The sequence below is a fragment of the Arthrobacter sp. CDRTa11 genome (genome assembly GCF_026427775.1).
Taxonomy (GTDB): domain Bacteria; phylum Actinomycetota; class Actinomycetes; order Actinomycetales; family Micrococcaceae; genus Arthrobacter.
Genome location: NZ_CP044532.1, coordinates 4,179,917 through 4,201,007, shown reverse-complemented (window position 1 = coordinate 4,201,007; position 21,091 = coordinate 4,179,917). Strand labels below are relative to the sequence as shown.

15 protein-coding genes are annotated in these 21,091 nt (G+C 64.5%); 8 read left to right on the top strand and 7 right to left on the bottom strand.

Annotated elements, in window-relative coordinates; translation table 11 throughout:
* The first annotated feature begins 4 nt into the window (after nt 1-4).
* The 4 genes from F8G81_RS19075 to F8G81_RS19060 are packed head-to-tail and all read left to right on the top strand — an operon-like array spanning nt 5 to nt 4,454.
* Nucleotides 5-970, top strand: coding sequence for an NAD-dependent epimerase/dehydratase family protein (locus F8G81_RS19075; protein WP_267276210.1), 966 nt, complete (start codon nt 5-7; stop codon nt 968-970).
* A complete protein-coding gene (locus F8G81_RS19070; protein ID WP_267276209.1) occupies nt 967-1,872 on the top strand; it encodes a 5-dehydro-4-deoxyglucarate dehydratase in 906 nt (301 codons plus the stop codon). The genes F8G81_RS19075 and F8G81_RS19070 overlap by 4 nt, the downstream gene beginning before the upstream one ends.
* Nucleotides 1,872-2,975 carry a mandelate racemase/muconate lactonizing enzyme family protein gene (locus tag F8G81_RS19065; protein ID WP_267276208.1) on the top strand — a complete coding sequence of 368 codons (1,104 nt, stop codon included), beginning with the start codon at nt 1,872-1,874 and terminating at the stop codon, nt 2,973-2,975. Before F8G81_RS19070 ends, F8G81_RS19065 begins: the two co-directional genes overlap by 1 nt.
* Before the next feature lie 27 nt (nt 2,976-3,002).
* Nucleotides 3,003-4,454, top strand: a complete 1,452-nt coding sequence (locus F8G81_RS19060; protein ID WP_267276207.1) for an aldehyde dehydrogenase (NADP(+)) — start codon at nt 3,003-3,005, stop codon at nt 4,452-4,454.
* Nucleotides 4,455-4,536: 82 nt separating this feature from the next.
* Here the strand turns inward: F8G81_RS19060 and F8G81_RS19055 are convergent, their stop codons facing one another.
* The 4 genes from F8G81_RS19055 to F8G81_RS19040 all read right to left on the bottom strand — a co-directional run bounded on the left by F8G81_RS19055 (nt 4,537) and on the right by F8G81_RS19040 (nt 11,874).
* Nucleotides 4,537-6,921: a bifunctional SulP family inorganic anion transporter/carbonic anhydrase gene (locus F8G81_RS19055; protein WP_267276206.1), complete on the bottom strand. Its 2,385-nt coding sequence runs from the start codon at nt 6,919-6,921 to the stop codon at nt 4,537-4,539.
* 456 nt (nt 6,922-7,377) lie between these two features.
* Nucleotides 7,378-8,580 (bottom strand): M24 family metallopeptidase, encoded by a 1,203-nt coding sequence (locus F8G81_RS19050; protein WP_267276205.1) that lies wholly within the window; start codon nt 8,578-8,580, stop codon nt 7,378-7,380.
* Nucleotides 8,577-10,688 carry a DUF6807 family protein gene (locus F8G81_RS19045; RefSeq protein WP_267276204.1) on the bottom strand — a complete coding sequence of 704 codons (2,112 nt, stop codon included), beginning with the start codon at nt 10,686-10,688 and terminating at the stop codon, nt 8,577-8,579. The genes F8G81_RS19050 and F8G81_RS19045 overlap by 4 nt, the downstream gene beginning before the upstream one ends.
* Nucleotides 10,689-10,704: 16 nt before the next feature.
* Complete coding sequence (locus F8G81_RS19040) at nt 10,705-11,874, bottom strand: acetylxylan esterase (protein WP_267276203.1); 1,170 nt, start codon at nt 11,872-11,874, stop codon at nt 10,705-10,707.
* 455 nt (nt 11,875-12,329) lie between these two features.
* On the opposite strand from F8G81_RS19040, the gene F8G81_RS19035 reads away from it, so the two are divergent.
* From F8G81_RS19035 to F8G81_RS19020, 4 genes are all read left to right on the top strand, one after another.
* Entirely contained in the window at nt 12,330-13,274 is a 945-nt protein-coding gene (locus F8G81_RS19035; RefSeq protein WP_267276202.1) for a carbohydrate ABC transporter permease, read from the top strand.
* Nucleotides 13,264-14,214, top strand: a complete 951-nt coding sequence (locus F8G81_RS19030) for a carbohydrate ABC transporter permease (protein ID WP_267276201.1) — start codon at nt 13,264-13,266, stop codon at nt 14,212-14,214. Before F8G81_RS19035 ends, F8G81_RS19030 begins: the two co-directional genes overlap by 11 nt.
* Before the next feature lie 271 nt (nt 14,215-14,485).
* The gene (locus F8G81_RS19025; RefSeq protein WP_267276200.1) at nt 14,486-15,859 is read left to right on the top strand and encodes an ABC transporter substrate-binding protein; all 1,374 of its coding nucleotides are present in this window, start codon (nt 14,486-14,488) and stop codon (nt 15,857-15,859) included.
* A 173-nt stretch (nt 15,860-16,032) separates the two neighbouring features.
* On the top strand, nt 16,033-16,500 hold the full coding sequence (locus F8G81_RS19020; protein ID WP_267276199.1) for an AAA family ATPase: 468 nt from the start codon (nt 16,033-16,035) through the stop codon (nt 16,498-16,500).
* A 133-nt stretch (nt 16,501-16,633) separates the two neighbouring features.
* Here the strand turns inward: F8G81_RS19020 and F8G81_RS19015 are convergent, their stop codons facing one another.
* The 3 genes from F8G81_RS19015 to F8G81_RS19005 all read right to left on the bottom strand — a co-directional run bounded on the left by F8G81_RS19015 (nt 16,634) and on the right by F8G81_RS19005 (nt 20,933).
* Nucleotides 16,634-18,655, bottom strand: a complete 2,022-nt coding sequence (locus F8G81_RS19015; protein ID WP_267276198.1) for an HNH endonuclease signature motif containing protein — start codon at nt 18,653-18,655, stop codon at nt 16,634-16,636.
* Between the two features lie 29 nt (nt 18,656-18,684).
* Nucleotides 18,685-18,810, bottom strand: a complete 126-nt coding sequence (locus F8G81_RS19010) for a hypothetical protein (protein WP_267276197.1) — start codon at nt 18,808-18,810, stop codon at nt 18,685-18,687.
* Nucleotides 18,811-18,917: 107 nt separating this feature from the next.
* Entirely contained in the window at nt 18,918-20,933 is a 2,016-nt protein-coding gene (locus F8G81_RS19005) for a beta-galactosidase (RefSeq protein ID WP_267276196.1), read from the bottom strand.
* Nucleotides 20,934-21,091 lie beyond the last annotated feature (158 nt).

Sequence of the window (21,091 nt, the reverse complement as noted above, 5' to 3'; positions counted from 1 at the left end):
AACCATGAGCAGGATCTTTGTCACCGGCGGCTCCGGCCGCCTGGGCCGCAGCGTTGTGGCCGGGCTGGCCGAAAAGGGCCACCACGTGATCTCGGTTGACCGCGATGCCGTACCGGCGGATCAGCTGCCCGCCGGCGTGGTGCAGGAAACGGCAGACCTCCTCGCCCCGGGCGAGGCGCTGCGCCTCCTCCGGGAAACCATGCCCGACGCCGTCATCCACCTCGCGGCGATTGCCGTCCCTTTCAGCGCGCCGGAAGACGTTATTTTTGCCACCAACACCCGCCTTGCGTACGCAGTGGTCAGTGCGGCCACGGAGCTGGGAGTCGGCAAGATCGTCACCGCCAGCAGCCCCACCGTTCTCGGATACGGCTCGCCGGCAGGCTGGCTTCCGGCCAGCTTCCCGTTGGACGAGCGCACCCCACCCAAGCCCTGGAACGCCTACGCGCTGTCAAAGTTGATCGCGGAACAGACCGTGCAGATGTTTGCCGCAGCGCAGGGGGAGAGGATCCGGTACGCGGCCTTCCGGCCCTGCTACGTCATCTCGCCGGAGGAATGGGAGGGCGCGCCCACCCAGCAGGGTCACACCGTTGCCGAACGGCTCACAGATCCGGCACTGTCCGCCCCCGCGCTGTTTAACTACGTGGATGCGCGCGACGTCGCTGACTTCCTGGACGTCCTGCTGCGGAAGATGGACTCGATCCCCAACGGCGAAACGTTCTTTGTTGGCGCCGCAGACGCCCTGGCAACGACTCCGCTGGCCGAGCTCATGCCCCGGTTCCTTCCCGGCAGCGCGGAGCTGTGCTCCGGACTCACGGGCGCGGCTCCGGCATTTTCGATCGACAAAGCCCATGACATGCTCGGCTGGCAACCCAAACGGAGCTGGCGGACCGAACTCAAAACACCCACCCCCTACGACGGGACCTCCGCCGCGCTGGTGACGGCTGGCACGGGATCCAAGGAGACATCATGAAATTCGACGGCGTACTGTTTTTCCCCGTCACCCCGTTCACTCCTGAAGGCGGCGTCGACGTCGAGCTCCTGAAGGAACACATCGGTTCCAGGCTGGCGTTTGGCCCCGGCGGCGTCTTCCCGGCCTGCGGGACAGGCGAGTTCCACGCCCTGAGCCTTGAAGAGGTGCGCACAGTGGTGACGGCCGCCGTCGAGGTTGTGGCAGGCAAGGTGCCCGTGGTTGCCGGAGCAGGAGGCCCCCTGGGTCACGCGATCGCTGCCGCCCGCGCTGCCGAAGAAGCCGGCGCCGACGCCCTTCTCGTTCTGCCGCCGTACCTGGTTACCGGCCCCACCGAGGGTCTGGTGGCCTACATCGAGGCTGTGGCAGACGCCAGCAGCCTCCCCGTGATCGTCTACCACCGCGGCAATGCCAGGTTCACCGCCGCCTCCATGGCCCGGCTCGCGGGCAACCCCAAGGTCATCGGCTTCAAGGACGGACTGGGCGATGTTGGCCTGGCGCAGGAGATCGTCACCGCGGTCCGTGCCACCGGCCGCGAAGAGTTTGCCTTGTTCAACGGCCTGCTGACCGCCGAACTGACGCAGGGCGCCTACCGGGGACTCGGCATCCCGCTGTACTCCTCCGCCGCGTTCGCCATGGCCCCGGAGATCGCCAAGGCCTACTACGACGCCTACATGTCAGGGGACGAGGACCGCCGCAATGCCCTGCTGGAAGGCTTCTACGCCCCGCTGGTTCGGCTCCGCGACCAGACCCCCGGTTTTGGTGTTTCGCTGATCAAGGCCGGGCTCCGGCTGGGCGGCCTTGCTGTTGGCTCTGTCCGTCCGCCGCTGGTGGATCCCACGGACGAGCAGCTGGTGCAGTTGAAGGCCATCCTTGCCAAGGGCTACGAGCTGGCCGGCCGCTGATGAGCATGCCCGTCGCCGAAGCAGTCCGGACAGCACCGCGGATCACCGGCCTTTCCACCCGGCTTCTGACAGTCCCGCTGCGGCGCAGCTGGGGTGCGGAGGCGCCGGAAAACCACGTGATCGTCACGGACATCCAAACGGACGACGGCGGCGCGGGGCACGGTTTTTCGTGGACGCCCACCATCGGTCCGCAGGCCGTCAAAGCCCTGCTCGACTACGACATCGCTCCTTTCGTTACCGGGCTGCCAGCCAATCCTGAGACGGTGTGGGACGCACTGTGGAAGCGGCTGCATGAGGCCGGTGGCGGGGGACTGACCACCATCGCCATGGCGGGCGTGGACCTTGCCCTCTGGGACCTGCAGGCGCGCAGGGCAAACACCTCCGTGACCGGACTCCTGGGCCAGCGGCAGGAGTCCGCACAGGTGTATGGCTCGGGCGTGAACCTGCATTACACCCTTGAGGAGCTGGTGGCCCAGGTTGAGCGCTGGATAAGCGCAGGGCACCAGGCCGTCAAGATCAAGGTGGGCAAGCCCGACATCCGGGAGGACGCCGAGCGGGTGGCCGCCGTCCGTTCCGTGCTGGGGCCGGACCGCAAGCTCATGGTGGATGCGAACCAGCGCTGGGACCTGCCGACTACGTTTAAGGCGTTGGACGTCCTCGCTGAATTCGGGCTGGAATGGCTCGAAGAACCCATCCGGGCGGACGATCTCTGGGCCTACCGCAGGCTGCGCAAACATTCGCCCGTGCCCATCGCCCTGGGCGAAAACCTGCACACCATCTACCGCTTCCGCGATTTTATAGCCGCCGAAGCCGTAGATATCATCCAGCCGAACATCATCCGGGTGGGCGGCATTACGCCGTTCCGGCGGATTGTTGAACTGGCACGGACCAACAGCATCCGGGTGATGCCGCACTTGCTGCCCGAGCTCTCCGGCCAGCTTGCCCTGACCCTGGCCGAACCCACTCTCGTGGAGGATGTCGAAGATGCCTCGTTCGAGCAGTTGGGTATCCTGGCGGCGCCATCTCCGGTCCGGTTCAGCAACAGCCGCGTGACGCTCACTGGCCAGCCGGGCCTCGGCTTCCGCTTCCGGGACGAACTTTAAACGACGTACGAAGAACAGGTGCCTTACGTGACAACTGCAACACTTTCCCTGTCCGAACTCACCGCCGCCGCCACCCGGGCCGCGCAGATCGCGGCGGCCGCGTCCGATGCCGAACGCGCGGCCTGGCTGACGGCCGTTGCTGACGCGCTTGACGCCAACGTGGCCGAACTGGTGGACATCGCCGATTCTGAGACCAGCCTGGGCCCCGTCCGGCTGACGGGCGAAGTGGCCCGCACCTCCGGACAGCTGCGCCTCTTTGCCCGGGTGATTACTGAAGGCTCGTATCTCGAAGCCATCATTGACCACGCGGACGCTGCCGCCAGTCCGCCCAAGCATGACCTGCGGCGCCTGCTGCGGCCCATCGGACCGGTGGCGGTGTTCTCAGCCTCCAACTTCCCGTTCGCTTTCTCGGTGGCCGGCGGCGACACCGCATCCGCGCTGGCCGTTGGATGTTCGGTTATTGTCAAGGCCCACTCCGGGCACCTGAAGCTGTCTGAACGGACCGCGGAGATTGTGGCAGAGGCCCTGCGTTCGGCCGGTGCCCCGGACGGCCTCTTCGCCTTGGTCAGTGGCCGCGAAGTTGGCACCGCCCTGGTGCAGGACCCCAACATCAAGGCTGTCGGCTTCACGGGCTCCATCCCAGGTGGCCGCGCGCTCTTTGACCTGGCCGTTTCCCGGCCCGATCCCATCCCGTTCTACGGCGAACTCGGCAGCCTGAACCCCGTGGTCATCACCAGCGCGGCCCTGGCAGAGAAGTCCGCCGAACTCGCCGCCGGATTAGCAGGGTCCTTCACCATGGGAGCAGGCCAGTTCTGCACCAAGCCAGGCCTGGTCTTTATCCCTACCGGCACCGGTTTTGCCGCTGATTTGGCGGCGGCAACCAAAGACAAACCGACGTCGGCCATGCTCACCGGCCGCATCGCTGACGCGTACCCGGACGGCCTGCGCAGCGTCGCTTCGGTCCCCGGCGTGACTGTAGTCAGTGGCACGGTGCAGCAGGATGCCACCCGGGACGGTGCCGCACCGGTGGTGTTCTCCACCTCAGCCGCCAATGTCCTGGAGCGCCCGGACGAGCTGCTTGAAGAGTGCTTTGGTCCCACCACGCTGCTGATCGAATACCAGGACCAGGACGAGCTCTTCCCTGTCCTGGCCAAGGTTCCGGGCAGCCTCACCGCCACGGTCCACGCCCTGCCCGGCGAGGACGTTTCAGGTCTCGTGGAACAGCTGTCCGGCCTTGCCGGCCGCGTGCTGTTCGACGGCTGGCCCACCGGCGTCGCCGTCAACTGGGCGCAGCAGCACGGCGGACCCTACCCGGCCACCACCTCACTGTTCACTTCGGTGGGAGCGACGGCGGTACGCCGGTTCCAGCGGCCGGTGGCCTACCAGGATGCTCCCGAAGCCGTCCTGCATCCGGCCCTCCGGGAAAGCAACCCGCTGGGAATCCCGCGCCGTGTTGATGGCGAACTGGTGCTGCCTTAGCGAATCGCTTCGCGGATTACTGCAGGCGGGGAACCCGAGATGGTTTCCCCGCCTGCAGTGTCATACCAATAGCCGCTGCCTGCTAGTGCACAGGCTGTTCTTCCTCCATGGTCTCCACGGACTGGGACGGCAGCGGATCTAGGTGGCTGATGCCGGTGGACGTGATCCGAAGGACCTGGGCCGTGGAAATATCGTAAAAGAGTCCGGCCACGTGAACCCGTCCGGCCTGCAGCGCCTCCTGCAGGCCGGGGTGGCGGTTGAGCCGGTCCAGCTGCACCGCGACGTTAACCATCGCCAGTTGGTCCACGGCGTCGTACCCGGCTTCGGCTGCGGCCACCTGGACGGGATGCCCGGTGCGGAAAGCGCCAAGGCTTGGCCTGGCATGATCAAGCCAGACGTCAACGGCGCCCCGCTCCCCGGCAGCCGTTGCCGCGCCGGAGGTTCCTTCCCGTGTGGAGGCCTGCAGGCCGTCGTCGAAAGCCCCAACGGCTTGCGGGTCGGCGCTCAGCGCGGTCATGGCGCCGCAACCCGAATGACCGCACACCACCACTGATTCCACCGACAGCTTGTTGAGCGCAAAGTCCAGGGCGGCTTCAACAGATGAATCCAGCCCTTGGCTGCCCACCACGTTGCCCACATTCCGGACAGTGAAGAGGTCTCCGGGACCGCTGCTGGTGATCAGGTTCGGCACCAGGCGGGAGTCCGAGCAGGTCAGGAACAGGGTGTTCGGATCCTGGAACGAAGCCAACTCCTGGACGTGCGGCCGGACAAGGTGGGCGTTACGCCGGTGGTAGTTGTCCACGCCCGAGAGTATGGAACGCAGGGGCCCGGGAACGTCCGGTGCTGCTGCACCGTGCCCGGCCAGGATCCGCTGCTGCCAGCTGCGCCAGGGCGCAAACCCGCCCCGAAGCGCCGAGCGTGAGGTGCCGCGGCTTGGCGGGCCGGCCTGGGCGCCGTGGAGTGTGGCGGTTCCACTCTCCTCGATCACCACCGTGCCGCCGTTCCCCACATGCCGGTTCCGCCACGCGTCCAGGGTGTCGTGAACCGGGTGATCCAGGAAGTCCACCTCCAGCTCCACCGTGACGTGAGTGCCGGCCGGCACGGAGGCCAGCACGGTACTCAAGCGGGGCAGGGAAAGGAAACTGCAGGATCCGTCGATGACCACGCGCCAACGGTCCCGGTCCCCGGAGCTGGCATTGGATCCGCTGCTGGTGGGGTCAGCAAGCTGTTCTGCATGGATGCTGGCGCGCACAACGCGCCAGAGGACAAGTCCCACCGCCAGAAGCAGCCCGGCAACTACGCCGGCGAGCAGGTTGACGAAAACAACGCAGAACAGTGTGACGCAATAGACCGTAAGATCGCCGGTCAGCCGGGCAGTCCGGATGTCGGCGGCGCGGACCAGCCGGGTGCCGATCACGATCAGCAGTCCTGCAAGCACGGCTTCGGGAATCAGCTGGATCAGGCCTGCCAGCAGCAGCGAGAAGACCAGCACCCACACACCGTGGAGCACGGCTGACTTCCGTGTCCGGGCGCCGGCCTCCACATTGGTGGCGCTTCGCACGATGACGCCCGTCACCGGAAGCCCACCCAGCAGCCCGGAAGTCAGGTTGGCTGCGCCCTGGCCAACGAGCTCACGGTTGAAATTGGTCCGCCGGCCGTGGTGCATCTTGTCCACGGCCACCGCCGACAGCAGCGACTCAACGCTGGCAATCAGTGCGATCGTGAACACTCCTACGACTGCAGCTGTCCAGTTCCCGTCCGGCAGCTCGGGGAAGGACAGGGCGTCCAGGAGCGAGCCGTCGAAGGTGATTCTGTCCACGGTGAAAGGCAGGGAGAGGAGGGTGGCTGCGATGACGGCTACGAGCGGCCCCGGAATCCGGCGGACGGGGGAGGGAAGGTGCTTCCAGACCACGAGCACCCCAATGACAACGGCCCCCAGAACAGCTGCAGTCATGTCAATCGAGAAGATGCTTGCCGGAATGGCGGTGATGTTCTCCCAGGCGGAACTGGCGGATGCCGAACCAAGCATCACGTGAAGCTGCTGCAGCACGATGGTGATGCCGATGCCGGCCAGCATGGCGTGTACCACCACCGGGGCGATGGCCAGTGCCACACGGCCGATCCTGGCCGCACCGAGCAACGCCTGAAGCACACCGGCTGCGGCGGTGATGGCACACGTTGCCTGCCAGCCGAACTGTTCGATCAGGCCAGCCACAATGACAGTGAGGCCGGCGGCGGGTCCGCTGACCTGAAGAGCTGATCCACCGAGGCTCCCTGCCACGATTCCTCCGACGGCCGCGGCAATCAGGCCAGCCATAACGGGGGCGCCGGATGCAGCCGCTATTCCCAAGGACAGTGGTACTGCCACCAGGAACACCACCAGTGACGCCGGGAGGTCCCACCGGAGCCCTGCCGTCAGGGATCTTCGGAGTTTGCTGGCTGGTGTGATGACAGTTTCTGATGGCATTGCGGTCCCTTCGCTGATGCTTCGCGGTCCCGTGTCACGCTATTGAGACGCCGGTCCGGCCTGCAAGGACAGCCAGGGTGAGAAAAAACACGCCAAAAAACCTGTTCCGGGCCTCCAACCGCGGGTCCTTTTGGGGCCTGGCCTGCGGTTTCGAATTGGCACACGCCGCGGCCTGATCAAGGGAGGGACGGCCTGCCCACTTCGGCCCGGGATTCAAGTCAAATCCGCCTCAACAGGGCTTAAGGAGCAGCATCCAGGTGAAATTACTGCCTGCCGAAGCATCGAAATGGCGCGTTGGTCTATACCAATGACGCTCTGTTGCGCTTCTGGTTTGCCAGCCCCGGCCCAACTGTGCGCCCAGGACTTCCCTTCGCCCAACTGGGTAGCGCTAACTGTCGTTATGACCCTTCAAAACGACAGATAGCGCGACTTAGTTGGGAGACTGGAACCCGCACGTCAGAGCTGAAGCGTCAGGGGCCGGCGGATTCCGTTGACGAGGGTTGCCGGCCAGCGTTCGTCGACCGTGAGTACCTTGATGCCCGACTCCGTGAGCTGGATGGTGTCTTCAATCTTGACGGCGGGTCCGGACGGGTTCCAAGTGAACGTCTGGTTCAGCACGACGGTATCTGGGACGGCGCCGGTGACCCGGGGATCACGTCCCGCGTACCCGGCAGGCCCGCCCTGGTGGTGATTCTCCCACTGGTCTGCCCCAAGACCATGCCGGGTGTAGGCCGATTTGATCTCGGTGAAGATGCGGTCCAGCCGGGCACCCGGGACTGTGGCGTCGAAGATGTCGGCTTCCACGGCCGCAATCCGGGCCTCGGCATCCAGCTCCTCCGGAGTGCCGGCGTCGAATCTTACCCAGCGGGTGATGTTGGAGACCAGCCCGTCCCGGCGGGCGCACACCACGGCCATGGCGCGACGGCCCAATGGGGAGTGTGTGGCCAGGGGATGGCGGAAGTCACTGCGCGAGCTGCCGTTGCACAAAAGCACCAGCGGCTCGGCGCCGGCGGCTACTACCCGGCCGGCGAGTGCCGACACCAGCTCGAACTCTGTGGTGTCTGGCTTCGCCGTGGACAGGACATCGGTCATGATGCCTGCGAGTTCCGCGCTCAGGTGGGCATAACGTGCGCTTTCAGCCGGCAGCAACTGCTGGCGTGCCGCCCTGAGCTTGTCGGCGACGGCGGCTTCCGCCAGCGGCCCTTCGTGTGGAGCCGAGCCGTTGGTGATCGCACCCGTGGAACCGCCATCCCTGGTGTTGAGGCCGACGGCGGCAGCAGCCTCGTGCAGGTTGCCGTACCAGGGCACGGAGTGAAGGGAGACGCCGGCAGGCAGTTCCTCGGCGGCTATGCGTCCTGCCTCGTTGTTGAACGTCACCAGGTGATCGCTCTCCCGGTCCACCAGCAACGCAGCGATCGGGTCCCCTGCCAGGCTGATGTGTACCCGGCTGCCGTCCAGGTACCAGGTCAGCGCCGTGTGGCTGGTCAGAAGCAGCGAGTCACGGCCGGCGGAGTCAAGGATGTCCAGGACACGGCGCCGTTTGATGGCCCGGTCTTCCGCCGACGCCGGCGTCACCCGCCCGGCCACGTCCGCTGACTGTTTTGGATCCTGCGCCGGCACCACTTGCGTGGCCGTTGCCTCGGTTGCTGTCTGGCTCATCGTTTTTCCCCCTGTTTGTTGATCAATGCCTCGATGTCTTCCGCAGCCAGGATTCCGTCGGCTATGAACACGGTTACTCCGCGGCGAACGGCAGTACCGGGTTCGGCGATGACCGGGGTATCCCAGGCGAGCGATTGGCCCACACCCGGATATCCGTCCACCCGGACAAACCACGGATCGGTGGAACCTTCCTCGGCAACGAACACCAAGGTTGCGCTTCGGTCAGTGCCACCGCCGTCCGCCGTTCCGCCGCCGTCGTCCGTCCCGCCGTCGCCCGTCCCGCCGCTGAATCCTGCATCGAACGTTCCGGACCAGGCCAGCCACGGTGCCACACTCCCGTGAACGGCGGCCTCCCCGGCAGCCGCAGGGGTCCACACAGCGGCGCCACTACATTCGGGAAGCCGCCAGAAGAAGCCGCCGTAGCCGCCTTGGTGGCGTCCGTTTGAACCGGGGCTGCCCAGGCTCACCGGCTGATTGCCGGCGGGGGACAGCGCAAAATGCAGGGTCAGGCGCCAGACGGAGGGGCTCACAGCGTCCCACGTCCAGGTGCGCTGCTCGTTGAGGATCGGGTCGCCGTCGGGTCCGTTCCAGGAGAGCGTCTCGCTCAGCCGGCCCTCGGACTCGGCAGCCTCAGTGCGCACGATCCGGCCGTGGTCCGGGCGCCAGATGTATTCTCCGGCGGCACGGGTATAGGTGCGGCCACCCCAGAAATTGACGCCATCCACATCCTGGAGGGCCGCGCCGACGCCAAGGTGCCAGACATGGTCCAACGGCTGATGGTCGGTGACGACAGTTCCGGCAAGAGTTCGGACCGGGTGCAGGTAGGGCCGAGGCGAAGAAACGGCCCGGATATGGCTCCCGTCCTGGTAGCCGGCCACTGGCTTCCCGTCGATGCTGAGGGTCTGGGCCGGGGGCAGGCTGCGGGCCCACGGGACACCCAGTTCAGCAAAGGTCGCCTGGGCCTTGACGGCTCGTTCGATCAGTCCGGCAATGCCGTGGACCACGGCATGGGCATTGTCCCCTTCGCCAACCCAGGTGAAGTGTTCAGGGCCGATCTCCTGCGGATCAGGAGAGATGCGGATGGCCTCGAGCACGGAAGTGAACGCACCGGTGTCCGGAAGGGCGCAAAGCAGCGGTGTTCCGGACTTCCGGGCTTCGAGCAGGTTCTCCAGCAGGTCGGTCCGGCCGAAAGATTCACGGCGTTCCCCGGCCGGTGTGGTGATCACCAGCTCGTCCTCCGTGTACAAGAACGTGATCTCGCCCAGGGTGCCGTGGACTGTAACGGACGGATTCTGCTGTTCCGGCGCGCAGAGCGTGAGGGCGCAGAGCAGGGTTTGCCCGGCGGCGGTGCGGACGCGGAGGATGGACGTGTCATCGCTTTGGGTCCCGTTGGCGCGGTAGAGGTCCGTCTCCACTGATGCCACGTCCGCGATAGTGTGGGCGCCGGCCATACTGAGCGCGGTGGCAACCGCGTGAGCCAGTGCGTTGGTGGCCACGCCGTCCACCACGTCCACCCCGTCCAGGCTTCGCTTGCCCGCCCAGCGTGAGCGCTTGAAATAGCCCTTGTTCCGCTGCCACATCCCGGTGGCGCTAAAGCCCAATACCTGGCCGACCGTACCGGACTCGATGGCGTCCCGGATGGCCGGCAGAGCCTGGGACCCGAGGCTCTGGAATCCCACCTGGACCAGCCGTCCGGAGATTTCCGCCGCTGCCAGGACACTCTGGAACTGGGCCAGGGAGGCCACCGGCGGCTTCTCCACGTAGACGTCCGCGCCGGCGGCGAGGGCTGCCAGTGCCAGGGGTGCGTGGGTCTGGATCGGGGTGGCCAGGATGACCACGTCTGGGACCGGGCCGGCGGCCAGCAGTTGGTCCAGGGTGTTGAAAACCGCTACCGATTCGGCGAGCCGTCCCGACTGGGGCGGGTTGGGATCCGCCACGGCCACCAGCTCCAGGGCGCCCGATCCCTCGAGCCGCGCCAAGTTCGCAAGGTGCCGTTCGCCGAAGCCATGCACGCCCACCAAGGCTATTCGGGGGCGTGCATCCGGGACGGTGGCTTCGCCTGCCGCTACAGAGGTACCGGGTGCGGTGGTGGCGGGTTGCTGCGTCATCAAGGATCCTTGCCTGCTAAATGGTGGGAACGGTTGGATGGTTCAGGCCGGAAGGGTTCTGGGCACCCAGGGTATTTGCGAGAAAACTTATGGCCTCTTTTTGCATCTCGCCCGTGAAGACGTGCTGGCCCGGCCACCAGCTGCCTTGGTAGCCGGCGGAGGTGTGCAGGGACTCCAGGAGCTGATGGGCGTCGCGCATGCCCGCTTCAGGAAACAGTTCGTCGTTCAGGGCATACTGCACCAGAAATCCGGTGGCAGCCGACCTCGCCGTCAGCTCCGGCCAATCGCCAAGTTTCCAGATGCCGGGCGTCTGCAGCAGCCAGGAATGCGCATCCAGGTAGGCTGGCAGCAGCGACTGGAACGTTGCCATCATGCACGTCACCACGTAGTTCCGGACCCGTGGGCTGAGGGCTGCCAGCGTCAGTGCGCGTCCACCGCCGCCGGAGAAGCCGAGGCAGCCCAGGCGCTCCGAATCCACGCCCGGCAGGCCGCCAAGGATCTCCAATGCTGCGAGGTCATCGTGCGCCACCATGCCGGCAAAGCTTGTGCCCAGCAGGCCCGCAGCCTTCGCCACGGTGTCCTCGTGGATTCCCGCGGCAGCGTTGTAGAGGTCAGCGTCGGAAGGTACGACGCCGTCCTGCCGCCACTGCGACATCCTCGCCTCCAGTGCCGCGCCCGTCCGCCACGGAGGGACGGAAAGGTCAAAGCGGCGGCTGCCCCAGGCGAAGGTGTCGTGGGCCAGGACGGCGGAGCCTGCTCGGGCGATTTCGGTCGCCAGTGCACGGCCGTCGTAGAGGGCTGCGCGAGCGGCTTTCGCCGAGGGGTGGGATTTGGGCAGGTCCACCAGCCTGTCGGCCCCGCCGAATTTGTTCCCGCCGTGGCAGTGCAGGGCCAGGATTCCGGGCAGGGGTCCGGGGCTTCCGGCCGGACGCAAAAGCCAGCCAGTGGTGCGGGGACCGAAACCCAACTGCCAGCTGAGCTGGGAGGTGGTGACGCCGTCGTACGTTTGCTCCCACACCGTGGTGACGCGCGGTGTGGGGGAAGCGCCCGGAACGCCGAGGACGTCCGCTAATTCCTGGGATTGGGGGCTGGCAGCCTGGTAGCGGGCAGTGTTTCGAACGTATGCAGGCCAATCTTCGTAACCGGCGATGGCGCTTGGCCGGACGGGCTGGATTTGTATGCTCACTGGCCTGCCTGTGAATCGAAGGATGCTGCTGGTCTGGTCTACTGCTCTTCCGGTCTACCGCTTTTCGAAGGATTCGGGTGTTCGGGAGGTTACTGGGTCCCTCAGAGGACACCGGTCCCCACAATATGCCGAGGAAGAAACAGGTAGAGTGACTGCTAGAGCAGAAAACGCTTTCTCAAAAACTAACAAAGGGCTATACAGGAGTCAAGAAACCGTTTACTTTGGTACGGAGCCGCTTTCAACGCTCCGCGGCCCAAGGCCGGCTGGGAGAGCTTTGACAACAGCTCCGCCATTGGGGGCGGACCAAACACTGATCGTCCAACGGCGATCACCACAACGTGGATGGCCACGATGACCAAAGGAGACCACATGGCCGCTAAACATATCCCCCGGGCACCGCGGCCGGCAGGCATGCCTGCCGGAGCGGGGCTGCTGCGAGCAGCGGGGTGGCCGCAATGAGTGCCATCAGCGAATTAAGCTCCCTGACAAAGCGCAAGGGACCCGTCACGGCCGAAGAGAAGAAGGCAAACGGCCGCGACAACAAGGCCGCTTACATCTTCCTCCTGCCGTGGCTGGTGGGCCTGGTGGCCATCACCATCGGCCCCATGCTGATGTCGCTGTATCTCTCCTTCACGGACTACAACCTGCTGCAGCCCCCAGAATGGACCGGCCTGGACAACTTCATCCGCATGTTCAGCGACGCCCGGCTGCATAACTCTCTCGGTGTGACCTTCACTTATGTCCTGGTGGGCGTGCCACTCCAGCTTGCTGTGGCGCTGCTGATCGCGCTGGTGCTGGACAAGGGCCTCCGCGGCCTTCCGTTCTACCGGTCCGTGTTCTACCTGCCATCGCTCCTTGGTGGTTCAGTGGCTGTGGCCATCCTCTGGAAGCAGATTTTTGGAACCACTGGCCTGGTGAACCAGGCCCTGGCAATGTTCGGCATCCAGGGGCCTGGGTGGATTTCCGATCCCAGCACCGCATTGAGCTCCATCATCCTGTTGCACGTATGGACCTTCGGTGCACCCATGATTATCTTCCTGGCCGGCCTCCGGCAGATTCCGGTGATGTATTACGAGGCCGCGAGGGTGGACGGCGCCGGCACACTCCAGCAGTTCTGGCGGATCACCCTGCCGATGCTGAGCCCCATCATCTTCTTCAACCTGGTGCTCCAGATCATCGGGTCATTCCAGTCCTTCACACAGGCGTTCATCGTCTCGGGCGGCAACGGCGGCCCCTCGGATTCCACGATGTTCTTCACGCTGTACCTGTACCAGAAGGGCTTTGGCCAGTTCGACATGGGCTATGCCTCCGCCATGGCGTGGTTCCTGCTGGTCATCATCGGTGTGTTTACCGCCATCAACTTCATCGCCGCAAAGTATTGGGTTTTCTATGATGACTAAGCTTCAGACGCTGCCCGCCCCGGACAAAGAATCTGCCGGCGCCGGTACGCCAACGAACCACCGCAAGCCCAGGAAGGCCCGCGAATCCCGCGGGACCCTTGCCTTCAGCCGTGCGGCCCGCTCCAAGGCCCTGATGAAGCATGCCATCCTGATTCTGGCCGGCGGCCTGATGATTTACCCGCTGTTGTGGATGGTTGTTTCCTCGCTTCGGCCCAACGATCTCATCTTCCGGGAGCCCGGCCTGTGGCTCAACAGCCTGGAAATGAGCAACTACACCGATGGCTGGTCCGCGCTGACCCATCCCTTCGGGCACTACATGCTGAACTCGGCCATAGTGGTGATTGGGTCCATCCTCGGAAACCTGATTTCATGCTCCATGGCTGCCTACGCCTTCGCCCGCCTGCAGTTCACGGGCAAAAAGCTGTTCTTCGGCATCATGCTGCTGACCATCATGCTGCCGTTCCACGTGGTGATTGTGCCGCAGTACATCCTGTTCTCCCAGATCGGCTGGGTGAACACCTTCTGGCCGCTCCTGGTGCCCAAGCTCCTGGCCACCGACGCGTTCTTCATCTTCCTGATGGTCCAGTTCATCCGCGGCATCCCCAAGGACCTGGATGAGGCCGCAAGGATCGACGGCGCCGGCCACCCCCGCATCTTCCTGCGGGTTATCCTGCCGCTGATGGTTCCGGCGCTGGCCACCACCACCATCTTCACCTTCATCTGGACCTGGAACGACTTCTTCGGGGCGCTCATCTACCTGACGGATCCGGATATGTTCACGGTTCCGGTGGCGCTGCGGGCGTTTGTGGATTCGCAGTCCGCCACCAGTTGGGGATCGCTGTTTGCCATGTCCATCGTGTCGCTCCTGCCGGTGTTCCTGGTGTTCCTCTTTGGCCAGCGGTTCCTCATCAAGGGCATCGCCACCACCGGCATCAAATAGCTATACCCCACTGCGCGGGGAGCCTTCTTTCAGACTCCGCCTCCGCGCTGACGCGCACGCACCAATTACACCCTTTTGATCCGGCGGCCCGCTTTAGGGTGGCGCCGCCGGATCTGCGATGTGCTCACTGAAGCGCGGTCCAGATTGTGCCCACTATTTCCCTTGGAAAACACCTTGTAATACAAGTTTTCTACTTGTAGTATCAGATCCAAGAAAGCGTTTCCTCATTTCTCATCCCCAGCGACAAGATCAAAGAAGATCGGAGTACCCAGTGCAGCTTTTTCCCCGCCCTGACTCTGCAAGGCAACGCCAGGCAGAGACATCATCCACCGGAGCAGTCCGCCGACTCCGTAAGAGCCCCCTGCGCAAGACAGGCGTGGTTGCCGCGGCAGCCGCCGTCGTCCTTGCCCTGAGTGCCTGCGGTGGGGGAGCCGCGCCGCAAAGTGCGGACGGAACCGTTGAGCTTCGTTTCTCCTGGTGGGGCAGCGACAAGCGGGCTCAGCTGACACAGGCGGCCATTGACGCTTTCGAAGCCGAGAATCCGAAGATCAAGATCAAGCCTGAATATGGCGACTGGAGCGGCTATTGGGACAAGCTCGCCACCCAGGTTGCTGCCAATGACGCCCCCGATATTATCCAGATGGATGAAAAGTACATCACGGAATATTCCAGTCGGGGTGCGCTTCTGGATTTGTCCAAGTACGAGATTGATACGTCCAAGCTTGACGAAGCGGCTCTCAATGCCGGAAAGAGCGAGGACGGCCTGACGGGTATCGCGGCCGGCATCAACGCGGCGACTATCATCGCCAACCCTGCCGTTTTCCAGGCTGCCGGCGTGCCGCTTCCGGATGACAAGACGTGGACCTGGGAGGACTTCGAGCGGATCGCCGCGGAGGTTACCGCCAAGTCCCCCAAGGGCAGCTACGGCGCTGCGGCGTACGGTACTGATGAAGCGTCGTTGGGCGTCTGGCTCCGTCAGAACGGCAAGTCGCTGTACACCTCCGACGGCAAGCTGGGTTTTGAGCCCGGCGACATCGCCGAATGGTGGGCCTTCCTGAAGCAGCTGAGCGAGAACAAGGCAGTTCCTTCAGCGTCCGAGGTTGTGGAGGCGGAGGCTGCGCCGCTCGATCAGAGTGGCTTGGCTACAGGCAAGAACGGGCTCGCCTTCTGGTGGTCCAACCAGCTTCCGGCACTTGAGAAGGCAGCAGGCACAGAACTCCAGATCCTTCGCTTCCCGTCCAAGACCGGGAAAGCCGCGGATACTCAGCTTTGGTACAAGGCATCCCAGTTCTGGTCAGCTTCCTCACGCACCAAGCACCCCGAGGAGACAGCCCAGTTCATCAACTTCCTGGCCAACAACGAAAAAGCCGGCGAGGCACTGCTGGCGGACCGCGGTGTCTACCCGAACTCCGATGTCCGGGCAGCCATCGAATCCAAGCTGACCCCCGCTGACATCAAGGTGGTCAAGTTCATTGACCAGATCAAGGAAGAGTTGGGTGAGGCCCCGGCCCCGCCGCCGAAGGGTGCCGGAGCCATCCAGGAAATCGTCAAGCGCTACACCTCTGAGGTCCTCTTCAACAGGCTTTCCACGGATGAGGCCGGCAAGAAGGCCCATGACGAAATGAAATCGGCCATCAGCAGCTAAATCCGCTTACCGCTCAGGACATTCACTGCTTACGCAGTGCTTGCAGAGCACGTCCGACGGCGGGAAGCGGCTTCCGTCCCGGTTGGAACCTCTGGTTCCGGCCGGGACGGATCTATTTAACGGCTACTGTCCACTTCGTGCGCCTAGGAGTTTGCGCACCTAGGATCGGGGACATGTCCCAGGTCATTTTCATGTGTGGTCCAGCAGGCGCCGGCAAATCCACGATCGCTTGCCAGTTGGAGAGGGACGGAATGGTGCGGCTCTCCTTTGATGAGGCTGCCTGGGAGCTGGGCCTTCGCGCCATGCCTTTGGGGGCAGGGCTTCACACCGAAATTGAGTCGGATCTTCAAGACCGTCTTGTCGCCCTTGTGGAGTCGGGGAAGGATGTGGTCCTCGACTTTTCCTTCTGGTCTTTGGAAATGCGTGAGAAATACCGTCGTCTGCTGAGGCCGCTGGGGGTGGAGCCGGAGACCATCTATCTGGCTACACCCCGGGAGGTGGTTCTGTCCCGAATCCGATCCCGATTGGCCGCGCATGCGAACGACTTCACTTTAAGTGAGGAACTGGCCGCCGAGTACTTTGACCACTTCGAAGTTCCGACGGCGGAGGAAGGACCACTGAAGGTCATAGCCAACCCGTAGGAGGTTCGTGGACCAGGCAACATGCTTAGTCCCAGAATTGGAACCTGCTGTCCCTGCAGTGATTTTCCCTGCAGGATCCGTTACGAGCCGCGACCGGCGAAGACGCAGACCACTTCAGCACGATCCGCCAAATTTATTCCTGTGGTGGTGGGGGTGGTTTGAAGTAGGTGTTTTGTTGGGGTTTTTGGGTGGGGTCGATGTGGGGTGGGGGTGTGTACCAGGGGACGCCGTTGCTGTTGGTGATGGTCCATTGTTCTTTGTGGATGAGGTGATAGTGGTGGGTGCAGAGGAGGGCGCCGTTGTTGAGGTTGGTGGGGCCGCCGTGTGACCAGTAGGTGATGTGGTGGGCTTCGCACCAGGGGGCTGGGATGGTGCAGTGGAGGAAGGTGCAGCCTTGGTCGCGGGCGGTGAGGGCGAGGCGTTGGGTGGTGGTGAAGAGGCGGGTTTTGCGGCCGAGGTCCAGGATCTCGCCGTGGGTGCCGAGGAGGGCGGGGATGATGTCGGCGTCGCAGGCGATTTTGCGGAGGGTGGTGGCGGCGACGGGTCCGGTGAAGGTGAAGTTCCCGGTCCCTGTCTGTTTGCCAGCGCCAGTGCCTGTGCCGATTGTTTTGCCGGTGGCTGCGGCGGCGCTGTTTTCTGGGTTGGCTATGAAATCGGTTTGGGGGAGGTGGGGGAGGAGGTCTTGGTAGTTGATGGTGGCGAGGATTTGGGGTCGGTTGCCGCCGGTGGTGGGCAGGGTGTTGGTGGTGAGGCCGGCTTTGATGGCGGTGATGATGCCGTCGAGTTGTTTTTGGGAGCGGGTGCGCCGGTCCAGGTCCACGTCCGCGTCCTGCCAGACCTGCTGATGCCCGCTTGTTTGTGCACCCGTTTGTCCGCCGTCCCCGCCGCCTGCACCAATGCCGGCACCGTCACCTGTTCCGGTGGGTGGGGTGGTGGTGCGGGGGTTGGTGGCGGTGTTCATGACGGTGAGGAAGTGTTCGTATTGGTCGGTGGTGGCCAGGATTTCGATGCGGTGGAGGCCGTGGCGGGGTTTGCGGATGAAGGCGCCTTGAGTGTTGCGGAGTGCTTCTTCACTGGGTTCGGTGCCGTCGGCGTCGATGGTGTCTGACCAGCGGCGGGCGACGCGGGTGAGGAAGTCGGGATCGGCGGTGGCTGCGGTGCCGGTGAGGTGCTGTTCGATCCGGGTGAGCGTTTCGGGGGTGGTGTGGTGCCGGAGCCGGTCCAGGGTGGTGGCGATGATAGTCCCGGCGCGGGAGGACACAGCCGGGCTGCACGCGATGCGGCTGCCGGGGAGGCCGGTCCCGTCAGGGGCGTCGGCTTCTTCGGTGCCGGGTTGTTGTGTGCTGGTTGTTGGTGCCAGTGCTGTGGCGAGGTGTTCCCGGGGTGGGGGTGTGGGGTCTCCGGTGAGGGTGGTGGCGGGGAGGGTGTCGTGGGCGAGGTGGAGCCGGCGGCGGGCCTCGCTGATGCCGATCCGGAGTCTGAGGCGCAGGAATTCGGCGGTGTTCCGGCAGCCGTCATCGGCAGGGGACCGCGGCACTGATGTTTCCGTCCTAGCGGTCATTTCGGGGCTGGTGCTTGTGGGGCTGGTGGCGGGCCAGGCGGCGTCCGTTTCGCGGAGGGTTTCTGTTCCGTTGTTCCAGCCAGTGACCCAGCCGCTGGTGCCGGTGGCGGCGGATGGTGTGCCGGGGCTGGGGCGGCTGGTTCTGGTGTTGGCTTCGGTGATGGCCTGGGTCCGGGTGCGGTCCACGGCGCCGGCGGAGAGGATTTGCAGGTAGTCCACGGTCCGGGCGAGCTCCTCGACCTCTCCGGCGAAGTCTGAGGCCTCCACGTAGCCTGCCAGCGCCAGAATGTCCGGAGCGGCGGCCGCAGCACGGTTCACAAGCGAAACCAGGCCGGCCACCCCAATCGTTCCAGTCGGTCCAACCGCTTCAGATGGGCCCGAGGCCTCAGCAGGCCCGGCCGCCACGGCTCCCTCGGCGGTTTCGGCCGTCCATGCTGGGCTGGCCGGGACGGCGCGAAGGTGAGAAAGCCCGCCATGCCGGGCACCGCCGTCGGACGCCTTACTTGAATTTGAAAGGCCGGCCACCGGGGTGCCTGCAGGTGTCAGCAAGGCGATACCGCCGTGCTCCGCAAGCTGTTCCCCAATCGCTTCCATAGGTCCACTCTGCCAAAGAGGTGCGACATTTAAGGGGTCACCGGATTTTGCGTCGTGATCCTGGAAGGAGCGGCCCGATGGGCATCGCGCGACGCCAGGGAAAGCGCGGCGACGGTACCGCGGTGCTCCGCAAGCTGTTCCCCAATGGCTTCCATAGGTCCACTCTGCCAAAGGGGTACGACAATAACTGGTCACCCGTAGGCGGGTGACCAGATCAAGGGTACGGGTCGGGAGGAACGGAGCCGGATACCTGAGAACCCGGTTAGTCCTCCGCGATCACCGCAACGCTTCCAGCCGAAACGCTGCCCCCAAATCGATCTCCCGTGAGCAGGTCAAGTCCGGATGCGTGCACCGTGGCCGAAGACTGTGAGTGGTTGATGGCGAACAGGAAACTGCGGCCGTCATCAGCACGGCGGCGGGTCAGTTCCACACCGGCATCCGCGGAGGCAGCGGCTGCCACACCGGATTCAGCTACCAGCCGGTCCACGATCGCCTCGATGCCGTCGGGGTCCGGGAATGTGGCCAAGTACCAGGCCGCGCCGTCGCCAACGGTGTTCCGCGTCAGTGACGGGACATCCTCCAACGGGTATTGGGTGAAAGTCTGAACCGCTTCGGCCCCCGCCAGCTGGACATGTTCGCTCCACACAGAAGACAGCCCGCCATCGCTCAACTTCAGCTGAACCCCCTGCAGCAGTGGGTGGAATTCCTCCACGCGAACGCCCAGGAGCTCGCGGAAAGCACCAGGGTAGCCGCCCAACCTGACGTGGTCGTTCTCATCCGCGATTCCGCTGAAATAGGTGATGAGGACGGTGGCCCCGGCGCGCGCGGCGTCCGCAATATTCGCGGCAGCGGCATCACTGACGGAGTACAGCGTGCAGACAAGAACAAGGCTGTAGCCCTCCAGCGACGCAGAAGGATGCACGATGTCCACCGAGATCCCCCGCAGGAAAAGTGACCGGTGGAAAGCCCTGAGCAGGTCCAGGTACTTAACATCCTGGCTCGGTTTGGAGTCGATTTCGCTGGCCCACCACGCTTCGTAATCGAACACGATGGCCACCTGGGACTCCACCCGTGAGCCCCGGACCGGAGCCAATTGCTTCAGCGCGGCACCCAAGCCCACCACCTCCCGGAACACCCGCGTATCGCGTCCGGCGTGCGGCACCATCGCCGAATGGAATTTCTCCGAACCCGCAAAGCTCTGGCGCCACTGGAAGAACATCACAGCGTCCGCGCCGCGTGCCACGTGCGCCAGCGAATTGCGCAGCATCTCGCCGGGCATCTTGGGCTGGTTGCGTGGCTGCCAGTTGACGGCCGACGTGGAATGTTCCATCAGGATCCACGGGTCACCGCCTGCAATTCCCCGGGTCAGGTCCGCGCTGAACGCCAGCTCGATGTGCCGTTCCGGATCCTCAGCCACCAGGTAGTGGTCGTTGGCGATGACATCCAGGTCCTTGGCCCAGTCGAAGTAGTCCAATGCCTTGCAGCCGCTCGATGCCATCAGGTTGGTGGTGGCCGGAGTGCCCGGCGTGACCTCCCGCAGGACCGCGACGAGTTCACAGTAGTAGTCCATCAACGCCCAGGAGCTGAACCGCTTGAAGTCCAGCTGCTGCCCTGGATTCAGGGTGGAGGGCGCCGCTCCGGGCGGGAGGATTTCGTCGAAGGATCCGTAGTTTTGCGACCAGAATGCAGTTCCCCAGGCGGCGTTGAGGGCGGAGATGCTTCCGTGCCGCCGCTCCAGCCAGGCCCGGAAGGCAGCGGCGTCCTCCGGCCCGTAGAACTCACTGACATGGCAGCCCAGCTCGTTGTCCACGTGCCACAGCGCCAACGCCGGGTGCTCCTTGTACCTCTCCGCGATGACGCGGGTGATGCCCGTTGCATACCGCCTGTAAACAGCCGACGACGGCGTGTAGTGCCGCCGCGATCCGGGTCCCAGCACGGTCCCGTCAGCCGTCACCGGCAGGATTTCCGGATGCTTGCGCACCAGCCAGGCCGGGGGAGCAGCGGTTGCCGTTGCCAGGGCTACTCTGATTCCCGCGGATGCAAGGTTGTCCATCACCTCGTCCAGCCAGCCGAAGTCGTACGTGCCTTCGGTCGGTTCCAGAAGGGCCCAGGAAAAGATCCCCACGCTGAGGAAGGTAACGCCGGCTTCCTTCATCAATTCCAGGTCTTCAAGCCGGACGCTCTGAGGCCACTGCTCGGGGTTGTAATCGCCGCCGTAGGCGATCCCTTCCACCTTGCTCCAAACACTCTCCGGGCCAGGGGTTTGCTGCAAAGTCATAGGACTCCTTGTTTAGGGGTAAGTAAGAACGTACCCGAAATCGGATGTTTGGAAAACGCTTGCCCATCACGGGAATTGAAGATATTGTATCGTTTCAGAAGGTGTGTAAGCCAGCTCACTGCTCCCAATGGGGGAATAGGGTTTGCACCATATCGAGC

Excerpts from the sequence above, each read along its gene's own strand:
- F8G81_RS19005 (WP_267276196.1), bottom strand. The coding sequence starts at position 20,933 with ATGACTTTGCAGCAAACCCCTGGCCCGGAGAGTGTTTGGAGCAAGGTG.
- F8G81_RS19020 (WP_267276199.1), top strand. The coding sequence starts at position 16,033 with ATGTCCCAGGTCATTTTCATGTGTGGTCCAGCAGGCGCCGGCAAATCC.
- F8G81_RS19015 (WP_267276198.1), bottom strand. The coding sequence starts at position 18,655 with ATGGAAGCGATTGGGGAACAGCTTGCGGAGCACGGCGGTATCGCCTTG.
- F8G81_RS19070 (WP_267276209.1), top strand. The coding sequence starts at position 967 with ATGAAATTCGACGGCGTACTGTTTTTCCCCGTCACCCCGTTCACTCCT.
- F8G81_RS19050 (WP_267276205.1), bottom strand. The coding sequence starts at position 8,580 with ATGAGCCAGACAGCAACCGAGGCAACGGCCACGCAAGTGGTGCCGGCG.
- F8G81_RS19010 (WP_267276197.1), bottom strand. The coding sequence starts at position 18,810 with ATGGAAGCCATTGGGGAACAGCTTGCGGAGCACCGCGGTACCGTCGCC.
- F8G81_RS19055 (WP_267276206.1), bottom strand. The coding sequence starts at position 6,921 with ATGCCATCAGAAACTGTCATCACACCAGCCAGCAAACTCCGAAGATCC.
- F8G81_RS19030 (WP_267276201.1), top strand. The coding sequence starts at position 13,264 with ATGATGACTAAGCTTCAGACGCTGCCCGCCCCGGACAAAGAATCTGCC.
- F8G81_RS19065 (WP_267276208.1), top strand. The coding sequence starts at position 1,872 with ATGAGCATGCCCGTCGCCGAAGCAGTCCGGACAGCACCGCGGATCACC.
- F8G81_RS19045 (WP_267276204.1), bottom strand. The coding sequence starts at position 10,688 with ATGACGCAGCAACCCGCCACCACCGCACCCGGTACCTCTGTAGCGGCA.
- F8G81_RS19075 (WP_267276210.1), top strand. The coding sequence starts at position 5 with ATGAGCAGGATCTTTGTCACCGGCGGCTCCGGCCGCCTGGGCCGCAGC.
- F8G81_RS19035 (WP_267276202.1), top strand. The coding sequence starts at position 12,330 with ATGAGTGCCATCAGCGAATTAAGCTCCCTGACAAAGCGCAAGGGACCC.